The 15,072-nt window shown below is 63.5% G+C and carries 14 protein-coding genes; 5 read left to right on the forward strand and 9 right to left on the reverse strand.

All coding sequences use genetic code 11. The annotated features are described in order from the left end of the window. Positions 1–289: 289 nt before the first annotated feature. The gene (locus tag HF916_RS47200) at positions 290–997 is read right to left on the reverse strand and encodes a transposase (protein ID WP_007180173.1); all 708 of its coding nucleotides are present in this window, start codon (positions 995–997) and stop codon (positions 290–292) included. A 187-nt stretch (positions 998–1,184) separates the two neighbouring features. Between HF916_RS47200 and HF916_RS47205 the strand changes: the two genes are divergently transcribed. Both HF916_RS47205 and HF916_RS47210 read left to right on the forward strand, forming a co-directional pair. After that, positions 1,185–1,910 carry an OmpW/AlkL family protein gene (locus tag HF916_RS47205; protein ID WP_168795415.1) on the forward strand — a complete coding sequence of 242 codons (726 nt, stop codon included), beginning with the start codon at positions 1,185–1,187 and terminating at the stop codon, positions 1,908–1,910. Positions 1,911–2,261: 351 nt separating this feature from the next. Further along, entirely contained in the window at positions 2,262–2,642 is a 381-nt protein-coding gene (locus HF916_RS47210) for a DUF883 family protein (RefSeq protein ID WP_168795416.1), read from the forward strand. Between the two features lie 134 nt (positions 2,643–2,776). Here the strand turns inward: HF916_RS47210 and HF916_RS47215 are convergent, their stop codons facing one another. The 7 genes from HF916_RS47215 to pilM all read right to left on the reverse strand — a co-directional run bounded on the left by HF916_RS47215 (position 2,777) and on the right by pilM (position 10,279). Further along, complete coding sequence (locus tag HF916_RS47215; RefSeq protein WP_240975872.1) at positions 2,777–3,934, reverse strand: deoxyguanosinetriphosphate triphosphohydrolase; 1,158 nt, start codon at positions 3,932–3,934, stop codon at positions 2,777–2,779. 119 nt (positions 3,935–4,053) lie between these two features. Then, positions 4,054–5,139, reverse strand: coding sequence for a 3-dehydroquinate synthase (gene aroB / locus HF916_RS47220; RefSeq protein WP_168795418.1), 1,086 nt, complete (start codon positions 5,137–5,139; stop codon positions 4,054–4,056). Continuing rightward, positions 5,139–5,690, reverse strand: coding sequence for a shikimate kinase (locus tag HF916_RS47225; RefSeq protein WP_106284162.1), 552 nt, complete (start codon positions 5,688–5,690; stop codon positions 5,139–5,141). Before HF916_RS47225 ends, aroB begins: the two co-directional genes overlap by 1 nt. A gap of 194 nt (positions 5,691–5,884) precedes the next feature. Continuing rightward, positions 5,885–7,642 carry a type IV pilus secretin PilQ gene (gene pilQ, locus HF916_RS47230; RefSeq protein WP_168795419.1) on the reverse strand — a complete coding sequence of 586 codons (1,758 nt, stop codon included), beginning with the start codon at positions 7,640–7,642 and terminating at the stop codon, positions 5,885–5,887. Then, positions 7,642–8,574 carry a hypothetical protein gene (locus tag HF916_RS47235; RefSeq protein WP_168795420.1) on the reverse strand — a complete coding sequence of 311 codons (933 nt, stop codon included), beginning with the start codon at positions 8,572–8,574 and terminating at the stop codon, positions 7,642–7,644. The genes pilQ and HF916_RS47235 overlap by 1 nt, the downstream gene beginning before the upstream one ends. Beyond that, positions 8,571–9,290: a fimbrial assembly protein gene (locus HF916_RS47240; protein WP_168795421.1), complete on the reverse strand. Its 720-nt coding sequence runs from the start codon at positions 9,288–9,290 to the stop codon at positions 8,571–8,573. Before HF916_RS47240 ends, HF916_RS47235 begins: the two co-directional genes overlap by 4 nt. Beyond that, complete coding sequence (gene pilM / locus HF916_RS47245; protein ID WP_168795422.1) at positions 9,287–10,279, reverse strand: type IV pilus biogenesis protein PilM; 993 nt, start codon at positions 10,277–10,279, stop codon at positions 9,287–9,289. Before pilM ends, HF916_RS47240 begins: the two co-directional genes overlap by 4 nt. 253 nt (positions 10,280–10,532) lie before the next feature. Between pilM and HF916_RS47250 the strand changes: the two genes are divergently transcribed. After that, positions 10,533–12,932 carry a penicillin-binding protein 1A gene (locus tag HF916_RS47250; protein ID WP_168795423.1) on the forward strand — a complete coding sequence of 800 codons (2,400 nt, stop codon included), beginning with the start codon at positions 10,533–10,535 and terminating at the stop codon, positions 12,930–12,932. A gap of 125 nt (positions 12,933–13,057) precedes the next feature. Here HF916_RS47250 and cyaY read toward each other — a convergent pair whose 3' ends face one another. Then, positions 13,058–13,375 (reverse strand): iron donor protein CyaY, encoded by a 318-nt coding sequence (gene cyaY, locus HF916_RS47255; RefSeq protein WP_168795424.1) that lies wholly within the window; start codon positions 13,373–13,375, stop codon positions 13,058–13,060. A 35-nt stretch (positions 13,376–13,410) separates the two neighbouring features. Here cyaY and lptM point away from each other — a divergent pair, with 35 nt between their 5' ends. Beyond that, complete coding sequence (lptM, locus tag HF916_RS47260) at positions 13,411–13,749, forward strand: LPS translocon maturation chaperone LptM (RefSeq protein WP_168795425.1); 339 nt, start codon at positions 13,411–13,413, stop codon at positions 13,747–13,749. A 9-nt stretch (positions 13,750–13,758) separates the two neighbouring features. Then, positions 13,759–15,021: a diaminopimelate decarboxylase gene (gene lysA / locus HF916_RS47265; RefSeq protein WP_168795426.1), complete on the forward strand. Its 1,263-nt coding sequence runs from the start codon at positions 13,759–13,761 to the stop codon at positions 15,019–15,021. Positions 15,022–15,072 lie beyond the last annotated feature (51 nt).

A 15,072-nucleotide genomic window follows, 5' to 3' on the forward strand; every position in this document is an offset into this window, starting at 1 on the left:
CACCGTCTGTGAGGGGCCGGACAGGCCGTTAAACCGTTTTTCTATTGCCGCAGTGCGATTCACAACCGCGACGGCGCGCTGAACGCTCGATGCTACGCGCGTCAAAAAGCGCCGGAATTCGGAATATACGCGACGAATCAATGGAATAGCAAATAAAACATGCTCATTGAACCCCAATTATCAAGTTGGTGCATTGCACCCTATTTTTATTGGTGCCACATCAAAATGGGGCAAAAGAAAACGGCATGCGAAGATGCCGTTTCGATGCAGCCCTTTGATGCGAAACGCTTTATTGCTGCTGCGGCGTCTCGCGCACCTTGCGCGGCCGTCCGCGTGGCAGGGGCGATACACGCCGGTTGGCAGCCCGCGCCGCCCATTCGCGGTACGTATCGCTGCCCAAAACCCAGCCCTTCAAGGTGGCCTGCTGAAGCTGACTGGCTTCGCGTTCGTCCAGCGGCTGCTCGCACAGTTCGCGGTAAGCACGCTGGCGTTCGAACGGCGTATTGCCAAGCGACCAGTACAGCGGATGGTCGGTAATCAGGCTGTCGAGCGTCAGGCCGATGTGATGGCGGTAGCTCGACCAGCGATAGTCTTCCGGCGCGCTCACGAGCCCCGCGCGCACCGGACACATCTCGACGACGCGGCTCGCTAGCAGAAAGTAGCGCTCACCTTCGATCACCGTGGCCCTGTAGCGCCCTTCCCACAATGTGCCACGGCGCGCGTAGCGCCTGTTAAAGTGCGCCACGTAACGGCGCCCGACCGCCTGCATCGCCTTCGGCAGACTCGACTCCTCGGTCGGCGTGACGAGCAGTTGCACCGCGCCCGGCATCAGCGCATACGCGTGGATGGATAGATGGTGATCGCGCGAAGCCGCTTTCAAACAATCGATGAAGAGCTCGTAGTCCTGGTCGTCGACGAAGGCGGGCTGCTGATCGAGCCCGCGGAGGATGACGTGCTGCGGCTGGTCAGGGACATAGAGACGTGCAAGCCGTGCCATGCTGGAGTATCCGATAGTCGCGTTGGTACATACCCGAAGGTCCGAAGAACCGCATGCGCTCAAGGTTCGGCGCCATGCGGCAGAGCCAGAAACCACGCGGAGCTTAGGGAGAAAGCTCTAACTGCCGCGTATGGTTTGTTTCAAACGTTGTAGTCATAATGAGCGGGCCTTTTTTGGAGGAGCACATATGAAATTAAAACAGGCCGTAACGGGGATCGCGGCGCTAGCCTGCATGACAACGGCAGCGCATGCGCAATCGGCCGGTAGCTTTTTCGTCACATCGGGTTGGTTCCATCTAGCGCCTCAATCGAGCAGCCAACCGTTGACAGTGACGAGCATCGGCGGCAGCCCGACCAACATCACCGAAGCCAACACCGGTGCAACACTTAGTTCAGCCGACACCATCGGTTTCACTGCCGGCTACTTCGTTACCGATCACATCGCAGCCGAGTTCGTCATTGGCGTTCCGCCTTCGTTCGACCTGGAAGGTTCGGGCAGTCTCGCCCAGTTCGGCAAGCTGGGCCAGGCAAAACAGTGGAGCCCGACTCTGCTGTTCAAGTACTACTTCAATGCCCCGACTGCCACGTTCCGCCCGTATCTCGGCATTGGCGTGAGCCGCATCTGGTTCACCGACGAAAAGATCACCAACAGCGCATTCGAGGCAAATGTTCTGCATGGTCCGACCACCGTCACTACGGATAGTTCGTGGGAGCCGGTGTTTAATGCCGGCTTCACTTATGCGTTCAACCAGCACTGGTTCGCGGGCGTCTCGATTTCGTACCTGCCGCTCAGCACGACCGCCAAGCTGAACACCGCTGCGAACACGCCGGTCGGCACGCTGAACGTGCAGTCGCAAACCAAGATCAAGCTGAACCCGATCGTTTCCTACGTCAACATCGGTTACCGTTTCTAACGCTTCGAAAAAAATTAGGGGCCGTTGAGGTAGGGTAGTCGAATTTTCGTGGCTTGGACAACGCCGTCATACATCCAATGGCGGCGTTTTTATTTTTTGCTCGCTTCATGGAGGCCGGTTCGGCGCTCATGGAAGCCACGCGCCGACCGCCTGTCGGCGTTTGTAAATTTGACCCGGAACCGCGCCAGCCAGTGCAATATCTGCCGACGAATCTGCCTTCGGGCCACGACCGGTGGGCCTGCGGGGTTTGGCACCGAAGTTGCGTTCGCAGGTGTTTCCCGCGTCGCGACGTGACACTGCGTCTTCATGACAACGCGTGGGACCCTTTTTCACCTCATCGACGGAGCGACCATGACTGCACTTCCGAATACGCGAGACGCCCTCGGCGAATCCTGGACCAGCACCAGCCGCCGTGCGCGGCGTATCGCTCGCCACAGCCGCCACGCGGCCGAAGATATCGCCGGCGAACTGCGCACGCTAATGTCGGAACTCGAATCCACGCTGGCGGACGGCACCCAGGCCGACGCGGTAGCGTTGCGCAGCAAACTTCGCAAACAACTCGAGGTCGCGCGCGCCCGCTTGAACGATACGCGCGAAGCCGTGCGCGAACGCGCCCAAGTGGCGGTCGCCGATGCCGACGACTACGTACATGAAAATCCGTGGCAGACGATTGCGATCGTCGGCGGCGTCGCGCTGATTGCGGGCGCGTTGTTCGCATCGCGGCTGCGTTAAAGCGCTGGCTGAATCACGACAAGCGGCCCCCGCTCTCGGGCGGGCGGCTGCGAATGTGTTGAAACGGCGTTGGGGACCGGTGCCGGTCCTCCCCTTCGAACGCATTCAGATTGCGCAGCCTCGGGCCGCGCGGCTCAGTTGTCGTCGATCACGAATAGCCGCTGGTATTCCTTGACCGCGTAGCGATCCGTCATGCCCGCGATGTAGTGGGCGATAAGACGCGGTTGCTGCGTCGCGTCGGTCGACTGGTAGCTCGGCGGCAGCAGCCGCGGATCGTCCGTGAACGCGTCGAACAAACCGGCGACGACACGGCGTGCCTTGTTGGCCATGCGCATCACGCGGTAATGGCGATACAGGTTCTTGAACAGAAAGCGCTTCAGCGCCGCAGCCTGCGCGGCAATCGCGTCGCTATGCGCGACGAGCGCGGGTGATGAACGCACGGCGTCGAGCGACGCCGGCGCGTGCCGGTCCAGATTCAGCTTGGTCGTATCGATCAGATCGACGATCAGTGTATTGATGATGCGGCGCACCGTTTCGTGAATAAGCCTGCGCCCTTCAATCTGCGGAAAATCGCTGCGCGCCGTTTCATAGTGCAGCTGCCACAACTCCACTTCGGCGAGTTGCTCGACGGTGAGGAGGCCAGAGCGCAAACCATCGTCGACGTCGTGGTTGTTGTACGCAATCTCGTCGGCAACATTCGCGATCTGCGCCTCGATGGACGGTTGCCGTCCTTCCAGAAAGCGCTCGCCCAATGCGCCGAGCCGCCGCGCGTTCTCGCGCGAGCAGTGCTTCAGAATCCCCTCACGCGTTTCGAAACAGAGGTTCAGGCCGTTGAACGCACCGTAGTGTTCCTCCAGATCGTCGACGACCGCCAGGCTCTGCAAATTGTGCTCGAAGCCACCATGCTCGCGCATGCATTCGTTGAGCGCGTCCTGTCCGGCATGGCCGAACGGCGTATGACCCAAGTCGTGGGCGAGGGAGATGGCTTCGACCAGGTCTTCGTTCACCCTTAGATTGCGCGCGACCGACCGCGCGATCTGCGCGACTTCCAGGCTGTGAGTCAGACGTGTGCGAAACAGGTCGCCCTCGTGGTTCACGAACACCTGAGTTTTGTACTCGAGCCGGCGGAATGCCGTCGAATGGACGATGCGGTCACGGTCGCGCTGGAATTCAGTGCGCGCGCTGGGAGCGGCTTCCGGATAGCGGCGACCGCGCGACTGCGCGGAATGCGCCGCGTACGGCGCGAGGTGCGCTTCGAGTGCTTCCTGCGAAGGCACGCCTATCGTCGCCATGCCTGCCGCCGGTTCATGCTTTACATCGTCGCTGCGCCTGTCAGTCACCGGGTTCTCCGAAACATGGGCGGCGCCTCGTGACGCGAGTGCGTGCTGCGTTGCTGGATGCCCCTCGAGACTCAGACGGCGGCGGCCAGCGTGGCGTGCACCTCGGCGTCGGGCGCCTGGGTGATCAGCGTCTCACCGAAACGCTTCAGCAGAATGAATTTGATCGCGCCGGCTTCCGCCTTCTTGTCGACCCGCATGAGTTCGACATAGCGCGCGTCGCCGAGCGCGGGCGCACGGGTCGGTAAGTGCGCGGCGACGATCACGTCGACCAGACGCTTGCGGGCGGCTTCGTCGAGATAGCCGAGGCGCACGGACAGATCCGCCGCCATCACCATCCCGCAGCCCACTGCCTCGCCGTGCAGCCACTCGCCGTAGCCGAGGCCGGCTTCGATCGCATGACCGAAGGTGTGGCCGAAATTGAGGATGGCGCGCAGTCCGCCTTCGCGCTCGTCCTGCGCGACCACCGACGCCTTGATTTCGCACGACCGCTTGACCGCCTCGGCCAGTGCTTCGGGTTCGCAGCGATTCAACGCCTCGATATTGGCTTCGATCCAGCGGAAGAAACCCGCGTCGGCGATGGCGCCGGTCTTGATCACTTCGGCGATGCCCGCCGCCAGTTCACGGGCCGGCAGCGTGCGCAGCGCGCCGATGTCGGCGATCACGGCCTGCGGCTGATAGAACGCGCCGATCATGTTCTTGCCAAGCGGGTGATTGATGCCCGTCTTGCCGCCCACCGACGAATCGACCTGCGACAGCAACGTGGTCGGCACCTGAATGAACGGCACACCACGCATGTAGCAGGCGGCCGCAAAACCCGTCATGTCGCCGATCACGCCGCCGCCCAACGCGATTAGCGTGGTCTTGCGATCGGCGCGGCCGCCGAGCAGCGCGTCGAAAATCAGGTTCAGGGTTTCGAGGTTCTTGTACGCCTCGCCATCCGGCAATACGACTGTGGACACCTGCTTGCCGAGCGGCGCCAGCGCGGCGCGCAGCTTGTCGCCGTACAGCGGATCGACGGTGGCATTGGTGACGATGGTGACCGAGCTGCCGGCGATATGCGGCGCGAACAGCGCGGTCTGGCCGATCAGGTCGGCACCGATATGGATGGGGTAGGCGCGCTCGCCCAGTTCGACGTTGACGGTATTCATACGGTCCATTATGACGCAGGATGTTTGGCGACGCCGGCCATCTCGAGCTGCATCAGAACCATGTTGACGAGTCCGTTGACCGAAGGCCGGCCGGTTTCGATCACGAAATGCGCGCATTCCCGGTATAGCGGGTCGCGCACTTCATAGAGTGCTTCGAGACGCGCTTTGGGGTCTTCCGTCTGCAACAGCGGGCGATTTTTGTCGCGCCGGGTGCGCAGCCACAGGTCGTGCGGATTGGCGCGCAGATAGATCACCACGCCGCGATTCTGCAAGGCTTCGCGGTTTTCCGGCCGCAGAATCGCGCCTCCGCCGGTCGCAAGCACGATATTGTCGCGCCCGGTCAGGTCGGAAATCACACTGGCTTCGCGCTCGCGGAAGCCCGCTTCTCCCTCCAGCTCGAAGATCACCGGGATGCGCGCGCCCGTGCGCGCTTCGATTTCATGGTCGGAATCGAAGAACGGGCGATCGAGACGGCGCGCAATGGCCCGGCCCACGGTGGTTTTCCCTGCCCCCATGAGCCCTACGAAAAATACATTGGCGTGTGCGTCCCGCGCTTGCAACGGTGTCCTCTGGCTAATCCGGTTTGGTTCGTGCCGCAGCTTACTGGCAAAGCGCCCGCCTTGTCGAGCCTGCGCCCCGCTTGAGAGTGCCCTCAGCCCTGTCGCTTCGCGCCAGGCCTCCTAAGAGGGCTTCCGGCGGAGCGGAAATCCTTGGGGCGGTCCGGCGTTCACTCGCAAGCGGCGGCAGCGGGCCCCTAATTTGTCTGAACGACGCGCGGCGTGATGAAAACAGCCAGTTCGCTGCGCTGGTCGCGATGAGCCCGATGGCGGAAAAGCGCACCCAAAACCGGTATTTTGCCCAGGACCGGGACCCGCGTCACATCGTCCCGGTCGTCGGTCGCATAAATTCCGCCGATCGACACCGTACCACCATCCTCGACCTCGACGCGCGTTTGCACGTGCTTTGTGTTGATCGCGGGCCCGGCGTCGGTCTGTTCGCCGACGCTGTCCTTGGCGACGTCGAGGTCCAGCACCACCCGGCCGTCCGGCATGATTTGCGGCTCGACCTCCAGTTTGAGCGTGGCGCGGCGAAACTGCACGCCCGACACGCCCTGCCCCACTTTCGCCTGATACGGCAGCTCGGTGCCCTGCTCGACGACCGCTTTCATCCGGTCGGCCGTAACCACGCGCGGGCTCGAGACGATTTCGCCGCGCCCCTGCGCTTCCAGCGCGCTCAGTTCGATGTTCAGCAGCCGCGTCGCGCCGGCGGCGAACAAGGTCAGGCCGGCGGTCGCGGCGTCGAAGCCGGAAATCGGGCGGGCCGACAGATCATAGCCGGCGTCGGTCAAGCCTTTCGCGGTGCCATCGGCGTTCGTGGCCGCCATGGAGAGCTTCACGCCGAGATTGCGCGAAAAACCATGTTCGCCCTCGACGATACGCGCTTCGATCAACACCTGGCGCGTCGGCCGGTCGACGGAAGCTAGCAGGGCCGCAATCTGCGCGAGGCGCCCTTCGAGATCGGTCACGAACAGCAGATTGGTGCGCGGATCGGCAGTCGCGGCACCGCGCTTGGACAGTACGCGCTGGGCGCCCGAACCGGTGAGCAGACGCCTGACGTCCTCGGCGTGCGCGTAATGCAGTTCGAACGTGCGGCTCGCGAGCGGTTCGAGATCGGCGGCCCGGGCATGCGCTTCGAAGCGCTGCCGCTCGCGCGCGGCCAGATCCGCGATCGGCGCGACCCAGATCACGTTGCCGTGGCGCTCCATCGCGAGGCCGTTGACGTCGAGCAAGGTGTCGAACGCGGTGCGCCACGGCACCTTGTCGAGCCGTAACGAGACCGCGCCGCGCACTCTCTCGCTCGCGACGATGTTCAGCCCGGTGAATCTGGCGAACGCATTCAGGACGGCACCGAGTTCGGCACGCTGGAAATTCAGCGAGATCGGTTTGTCGTCAGGGGCGAGGGCTGCGTCGGCGGCGCTGCGTGGCGCGTTGCTCAGACGCGCGAGCGGCGGCAGCGGCACCGGCGGACCTTCGAGCGCTGGACCGCTAGCGGCATCTTCACGAGTCGAAGCGGCGGATTGCCTTCGCAGCGGCACGGAACCGTCTGCGTCGGCGTCGGCGAGAATTGGAGCGGCGGATTGCCTTCGCGACTGCGACGGCAGTAAGCCGTCGGCGTCGTCGGCGGCAGGCTCGTCCGTACGAGTATTGGCCGCTGTCGCGCTCATACGCGGTGCGTCTGGATCGTCTGCGGAATCCTGACGAAACGGATTGGGCACCTCGGCGGAAACGTCGCGTGGCAGCGGCGGTGTGCCGCTGTACGGAGCATCGCGTGGCGATACCGCGTCGTCGAGAGGCATGTAGCCAGGCAGCGGCGGCAGCGGTGGAGTCGACGCCTGCGTGACGCCGGCGCCCAGCGCCGCGCTGAGATACAGGCCGAGACACACTTTCAGGCGAGGCGACGCACGCGTATCGGAACTCGACAATGCAAAGGGAAATGGCTTCGCCAGTCTCATCAGGAAGCCTCCGTCAGCGCTAGCGTACGCGTCGCGCCGTCCTTCGCGAGCGTAATGCCGGACGCGTCCAGCTTCGTGACACGCTCGGCACCGATCCGCTCTCCGGCCTCGACGGTCGTCACGCCGTCCGGTGTATCGAACACGGCCAATCCACGCGTGCGATCGCTCAGCAATCCGACCAGACGCAGTGGCGAGACATCGGGTAGTTCGCCGGCAGCCTGCATCTGCAACTGTGCAAACGGATCGAAGAAGACGACCTCTTCATCGTCATCCGAATCGAGGCTGTCGTCGTCGAATGCCTCCACTGAGTTTGCCGATGACGCCGGCCGCAGCGCGTCGAACACATGCAGCGCGACGCTCACCGACAACGCCGCGGCATCCCGCTTGACGGTCACATCGACAGGCACGATCAGCACCGGCAGATCGGACAGCCCGCGCAGAAATGCCATCAGGTGAACGAAGTCCGTGCGCGCGGTCAGTTGCAGCGGACGCATGCTTTCAACGCCCGCGCCGCTGACCGCGCCGGGTTCCACCGCCAGCAACGCGACGCTATTTTGCGCAGCCAGTTCGGAGACAATGCGGACGTCGTCGGCGGAACTCCACGGCCCGGATGAACGTGCAGTCGAAGCAGCAACGGACATGGCGGCAGCTTCGCGGCGCAGCGCAGGCAATTGCGCAAGCGCGTGCCGCGCGTTCGCGAGACGCAAGCGACTGGCCTCCAACGCCGCCCGGCTCGCTTCGACGCCACCGAGATCGGCCACCACCCAGCCGTGCGCGCCCAAACCGAACACCACTATGGCAATCAACAAGGCGACCGCCCAGCGGCGGCGCAGGCTCCATGCATCGAGCGGCAAGCGCACGCGCTTCATCCAATGGGAAAGAAAAAGCCGCGCGTTTGCCGCGCCGCCGAACTCGACAAAAGTCGTACTCATTTCGCACCTCTTGATTGTTCAGGTTTCACAGGGTGCTGCGCCGCGGACCCAGCCGGGCGAGCCGTTTTTTGCACCGGCTCGTTCCAACGCAGATGCGCGCCGAATTCGATCGGACCGGCAACGCTCGCCTGCGCAGCCGCACCGCCGCGTGGGACCGATCGATGCAGGTCGCTCACTTCCGCCCCCTTCACGCCACGGATCGCACTCAAGCGCTTGAGCCAGTCGGCCGAAGCGAGATGTCCACGCGACGTCGCCAGCAACTCGGTCTCGTCCTCACGCTGGCGCAACTGCTGCAACACCACGCCGTCGCCCGGTTCGAAACTCAGCGCGTCGAGCAGATCGCGTAGATGCGTGAGCGGTTCCGACAGGCTTTTTGCGCGTGCGATGTTCCGCCGCTGTTCGTCTTGCGCGCGCAGCAATGTGGCGTGCTCGGCGAGCGGCGCCGATAGTTGCGTGAGCGTGTGTTCGACCGACACGCGCTGCGCATCGAACCGCGCCCTCTCGATTGCCTGCCAGCCGGCCAATACGAAGACAGCGGCAAAACCGGCGCAGACCGCGCCAATCCATTCGAGCACGCGTCGTCGGCGCGCGAGCCGCGCATTGCGTTGCCGGTATGGCAGTAGATTGAAACCGCCAAGCCAGGATCGCGCGAAGCGCGTGCTGCGTTCCGGCGCTCGCCTGTTCGAAGTCGCCGCGTGCAACAGGCCGCCGGTCATTCGAGCACCCCGCGCAACGCAAGCCCGAACGCGACCGCGCCGGACGGCTCGTGCAACAGCGAATCGTCCAACGGTCGAACGAGGCCGCCGAGCGCCGCGCATTCGAACGGCAGGACCGTGCAGCCCAATACGTCCGCGATATCCGCAGTCGAGAAACCCACGCCGTCGAGCAGATCGACCTCGCCGCTCAACAACGCGCAGTCGAGTTCCGGGCCGTGTGCCAGGTCGCGCAACGCATCGGCGAGATCGGTGTGCTCCGGCGCCGGGTAGCGCATTTCGCGGGCGACGATGTCGTCCACGATCCGCCAGCCGTACACGCCGTCCGTGCCGATCCACAACGCGACATACGGCTCGTGCGGATCGAGTTCGTAACTCGCCGCGTAGCGCATGGCGCGCAACGCCGCATGCGGCTCGCCGTCGATGGCCGTGAGCGAGATGCCGGCAATCGCCGCGCATTCGATTCGCGCTTCGAGATGTTGTCGCGCGGTGGCGGCGATGGTCACGGAGCGGACTGGCGAATACGCTTCGTCGAGATACCAGTCGACAGCGAGAGCATGCCGCTCAAGGCCGGCAATGCGCTCGACTTCGCTCATCACCGCCGGCTCCAGCTCAGCCAGTTGATGCCCGCCGTCTTCCGAACAACCGCTCTGCGCGGCAAGCCGCGTGAGCGGCACGGTGGTGGTCATGGTGGCCGATGCGGGCAGCGCCATCGCGCACCGCAAGGCGTGCGTCGCGCATGCGCGCGGCAGACCGGCAAACGCGTCGCGCAACGCACGCGCGACCGCGTGCCGGTCGGCGATCTCGCTGCCGGCCATTGCACCGGCGACAAGCGGGACGGTGCTCGCGTATTCGATATGCAGCGCGCCAGGTGAGCGCACGCGCTGACTCAGCACGACCAGACGCACGGCCTGCGAGCCAACATCGATCCCCGCAGCAAAACGCTGCGCACCGGGTTGCACTGCCTGAAGCCAAGATCTTTTCAACGCCATGACGCCCTCCCTCTGACTCACGCGACGAACCATTCGAACGCGAGTGATGAGGAAGAATTGTGCGTAGCCGCGCCGCCGCGCGACACTCAGCCAAATGGCTAACGTTGAGCGACGCACGTCCTGTACGCCATCAAAGGGACTACAGTGAAGTCATTCCCGCGCGGCGCGCAGACTTGTCAAGAAGTGTCAGTAAGCATGCCGAAAGCTGAAAAGCGAGGCGGCTATAATCGCGGGACTGTTTTTCGGTGCCTATATGCAATCCACGTCTCCTACGTCCCCGCCGCCCGCGCCAAAGAAGCGCAAACGCCCGTTGTGGCTGAAACTCATCCTGGGCTTCGTGGGTCTGATCGTCGCAGGCGTTCTGTGCGTGCTGCTGGTGCTCGGCTATGCGCTCGTCGTCGCCACGCCCAATCTGCCGTCGCTCGATGCGCTGACCGACTATCGGCCGAAGGTGCCGCTGCGCATCTACACGGCCGACCATGTGCTGATCGGCGAATTTGGCGAGGAACGGCGCGACATCGTCCATATTCAGGATGTGCCCGATAGTCTGAAGAAGGCCATCCTCGCCATCGAAGACGCACGCTTCTACGATCACGGCGGCGTAGACCTCATGGGCATCGCGCGCGCGGGCTTCGTCGCGCTCACCAATGGCCACGCCACGCAAGGCGCGAGCACGATCACCATGCAGGTGGCGCGCAACTTCTTCCTCTCCAGCGAAAAGACCTACACGCGCAAGATCTACGAGATGCTGCTGGCGTACAAGATCGAGTCGAAGCTGTCCAAGGATCAGATTCTCGAGGTGTACATGAATCAGATCTATCTCGGTCAGCGCGCCTACGGTTTCGCGAGCGCAGCGCGCGTGTACTTCGGCAAGGATCTGAAGGATCTGACGCTGGCGGAATCGGCCATGCTGGCCGGCTTGCCAAAGGCGCCATCCGCGTATAACCCGGTCGTCAATCCGAAGCGTGCGAAGGTGCGTCAGGAGTACATCCTGCAGCGCATGTACGAGTTGCACTACATCACGCAGGAACAATACGACGAAGCGAGCAAACAGCCGCTCGTGGTCAAGGGCGCGGGCAAGGAATTCAGCGTGCACGCGGAATACGTCGCGGAAATGGTACGTCAGATGATGTACGCGCAGTATCGCGAGGAAGCCTATACGCGCGGCCTGAACGTGGTGACCACGATCGATTCTGCCGACCAGGACGTCGCTTACCGGGCGCTGCGCAAAGGTCTGATGGACTACGAACGGCGTCACGGTTATCGCGGTCCGGAGGCGTTCATCGATCTGCCGTCCGACGCCGACGACCGCGAACAGGCCATCGACGACGCGCTGCTCGAACACCCGGACAACGGCGAGATCATTGCCGCGGTAGTCACCGCGGCGAGTCCGAAGCAGGTGCAGGCTGCGTTCATCGACGGCAATGTCGCGACGATCCAAGGTGACGGCCTGCGCTTTGCGCAGTTCGCGCTCGGTCCGCGCGCGCAGCCGAATCAACGCGTGCGGCCCGGCGCGATCATCCGGCTCGTCAAGAACGACGACGGCAACTGGTCGATCACGCAATTGCCGCAAGTGGAAGGCGCGTTCGTCTCGGTGATCCCGCAAGATGGCGCGATCCGCGCGCTGGTCGGCGGTTTCGATTTCAACAAGAACAAGTTCAATCACGTGACTCAGGCGTGGCGTCAGCCGGGGTCGAGCTTCAAGCCGTTCATCTATTCGGCGTCGCTCGAAAAGGGACTCGGACCGGCAACCGTGATCAACGATGCACCGCTCTTCTTCAGCGCGGCTGAGACCGGCGGCCAGGCGTGGGAGCCGAAGAACTACGGCGGCGGCTTCGACGGCCCGATGACCATGCGCACCGCGTTGCAGCGCTCGAAGAACCTAGTGTCGATTCGTATCCTGAACCAGATCGGCACGAAGTACGCGCAGCAGTACATCACGCGTTTCGGCTTCGACGCGGATCGTCACCCGGCTTATCTGCCGATGGCGCTGGGTGCCGGTCTCGTCACTCCGCTGCAGATGGCGGGCGCGTTCTCGGTGTTCGCCAATGGCGGCTATCGGATCAACCCATATCTGATCGCCGAAGTCACGGATCAGCGCGGCATGGTGGTCGCGCATGCGCAACCGCTGGTGGCCGCGCAAAGCGCGCCGCACGCAATCGAGCCGCGCAATGCGTATGTGATGAACAGCCTGCTGCAAAGCGTCGCGCAACGCGGCACGGGTGCGAAAACCAATGTACTGAAACGCACCGACCTTGGCGGCAAGACGGGCACGACCAACGATTCGCGCGACGCGTGGTTCGCCGGTTATCAGCACACGCTCACCGCCATCGCGTGGATCGGCTACGACAACCCGCGCAGTCTCGGCGACAAGGAAACCGGTGGCGGCCTCGCGTTGCCCGTATGGGTCGAATACATGGGTCGCGCGCTGAAGGGCGTGCCGGAGTACAAGATGCCGATGCCCGACGACGTCACGGAAATCGGCTCAGAGCTTTATTTCAATGACTTCACGCCCGGGCATGGTTTCATCGCAACGGTCGGCGTCAGTCAGGCTTCACTGGACGCCGAGTCGAGTGCAGCGTCGGCGGCCGCGCCTGAGCAGGTCGGCGAACAGGAGAAACAGGACATCATGAATCTGTTCCGCGGACACTGACGGACACGTTCACACAGTCCAGCAGAAAAGCAAAATGGCCGCGCTAAATGCGTGGCCATTTTGCTTCGTGCGTTCAGGGCGAATCGATTCGGCCACGTTGGCGACGCTCGCCCGATCGGCGGCTCTTACGCTTCGAAGTGAACCGGCTCGCCGGCCTGCTGCGTCGCGTACTCCGACAGCGCGGCGAAAAACTCCGTGCCGCCGCGCGTATCGCGCCATTCGCCATCGACGAAACGGAAGTGGAAACCGCCCGCTTTCGCGGCGATCCAGATCTCGCTCATGGGCGGCTGAAGATTGACGATGATCTTCGAGCGGTTCTCGAATTCGAGGGTCAGGACGTTGCCGCTGCGCTCCAGTTCGATGTCGGCATCCGTGTCGTCGAGCGCGCGTTCGATGGCGGCTAGCGCGGCTTCCGCGCGGGTCAGGTATTCACTATCGGACATGCTAAACTCCATCGATTATTTATTCAGGGACAGTCATGCGAGTCGTATCTCGGATGCGCGCGGCGGCGCCCGGCCGCGCGATTGTAGCGGTTTTAGCCATTCTCGCAGGTTGTGCACTTGCCGGCTGCGGACAACGCGGTTCGCTCTATTTGCCCAACGTACCGCCGCTACCGGCCAAGCCGATCGATCGCACGCAAACGCCGGACGTCGCGCAACCCGCGTCGGCTACATCCAGTGATATGAGCACCGTCCCGGATACCTCCGGCACACCGCTTTCGTTGGCGCCGGAAAACGAACTCGCCGCGCCGCCCGCCTCCGCCGCATCCGCTACGGCGGCTCCGCTGCCTGCTTCCGCCGCCACACCTGTTCAATAAGACTTTCGCATGACTCGATCCGCATTTGACTACGTCGACGGCGTGCTGCACGCCGAAGGCGTGTCCGCCGTCTCTCTCGCCAAGCAGTTCGGCTCGCCGCTGTACGTGTACTCGCGCGCCGCGCTCACTGAAGCGTGGAACGCCTATGCAGGCGCTTGCGCCGGCCGTCGCGCGAGCGTGCACGTCGCCGTGAAGGCCAATAGCAATCTCGCCGTGTTGAACGTGTTCGCGCGCCTGGGCGCCGGCTTCGACATCGTTTCGGGCGGTGAACTGGCGCGTGTGCTGGCCGCCGGCGGCAAAGCGGAAAACACCGTGTTTTCCGGCGTCGGCAAGAACGCGGACGAAATGCGCGACGCGCTCGCGGCCGGCGTGAAATGCTTCAACGTCGAATCGATTCCCGAGCTCGATCGCCTGAATGCGGTTGCCGCGGAAATGGGCAAGAAGGCGCCTGTCTCGCTGCGCGTGAATCCGGACGTTGACGCGAAGACGCATCCGTATATTTCCACGGGCCTGAAGTCGAACAAGTTCGGCGTCGCGTTCGAAGACGCGCGCGCCACGTATCAGGCGGCCGCGGCCATGGCGAATCTCGAGGTGGTCGGCATCGACTGCCATATCGGCTCGCAGATCACCGAAGTCGCGCCGTATCTCGACGCGGTCGACAAAGTGCTGGAACTGGTCGAACAGATCGAGCAGGACGGCGTGAAGATTCGTCACATCGACGTGGGCGGCGGTCTCGGCATCACGTACGACGATGAAACGCCGCCGGAAATCGGCGAGTTCGTCCGCACTGTGCTCGATCGGATCGAAGCGCGCGGTCACGGCCATCGTGAAGTGTATTTCGAGCCGGGCCGTTCGCTGGTCGGCAACGCGGGCGTGCTGCTTACGCGCGTCGAGTTTCTGAAGCCGGGCGCGGAAAAGAATTTCGCTATCGTCGATGCGGCCATGACCGATCTCGCGCGCCCCGCCATGTATGAGGCGTATCACGCGATCGATCCAGTTGTGAAGCGCGACGTGCCGGCTCACGTTTACGACGTAGTCGGTCCGGTGTGCGAGAGCGGCGATTGGCTCGGCCGCGAACGCCTGCTGGCGGTCGAACCGGGCGATCTGCTGGCGATCCGCTCAGCCGGCGCGTACGGCTTCGTGATGAGCTCCAACTACAACACACGTCCGCGCGCGGCCGAGGTGATGGTTGATGGTACACAGGTGCATGTGGTTCGCGCACGCGAAGAGGTGAAGCAGTTGTTTGCGGGCGAAACGATTCTGCCGGCGTAACCTTCAAGAGTTGCGCCAACGTCAAAAAGGCGATGCCACTGCGGCATCGCC

Source organism: Paraburkholderia aromaticivorans (genome assembly GCF_012689525.1).
In the GTDB taxonomy this organism is placed as follows: Bacteria; Pseudomonadota; Gammaproteobacteria; order Burkholderiales; family Burkholderiaceae; genus Paraburkholderia; species Paraburkholderia aromaticivorans_A.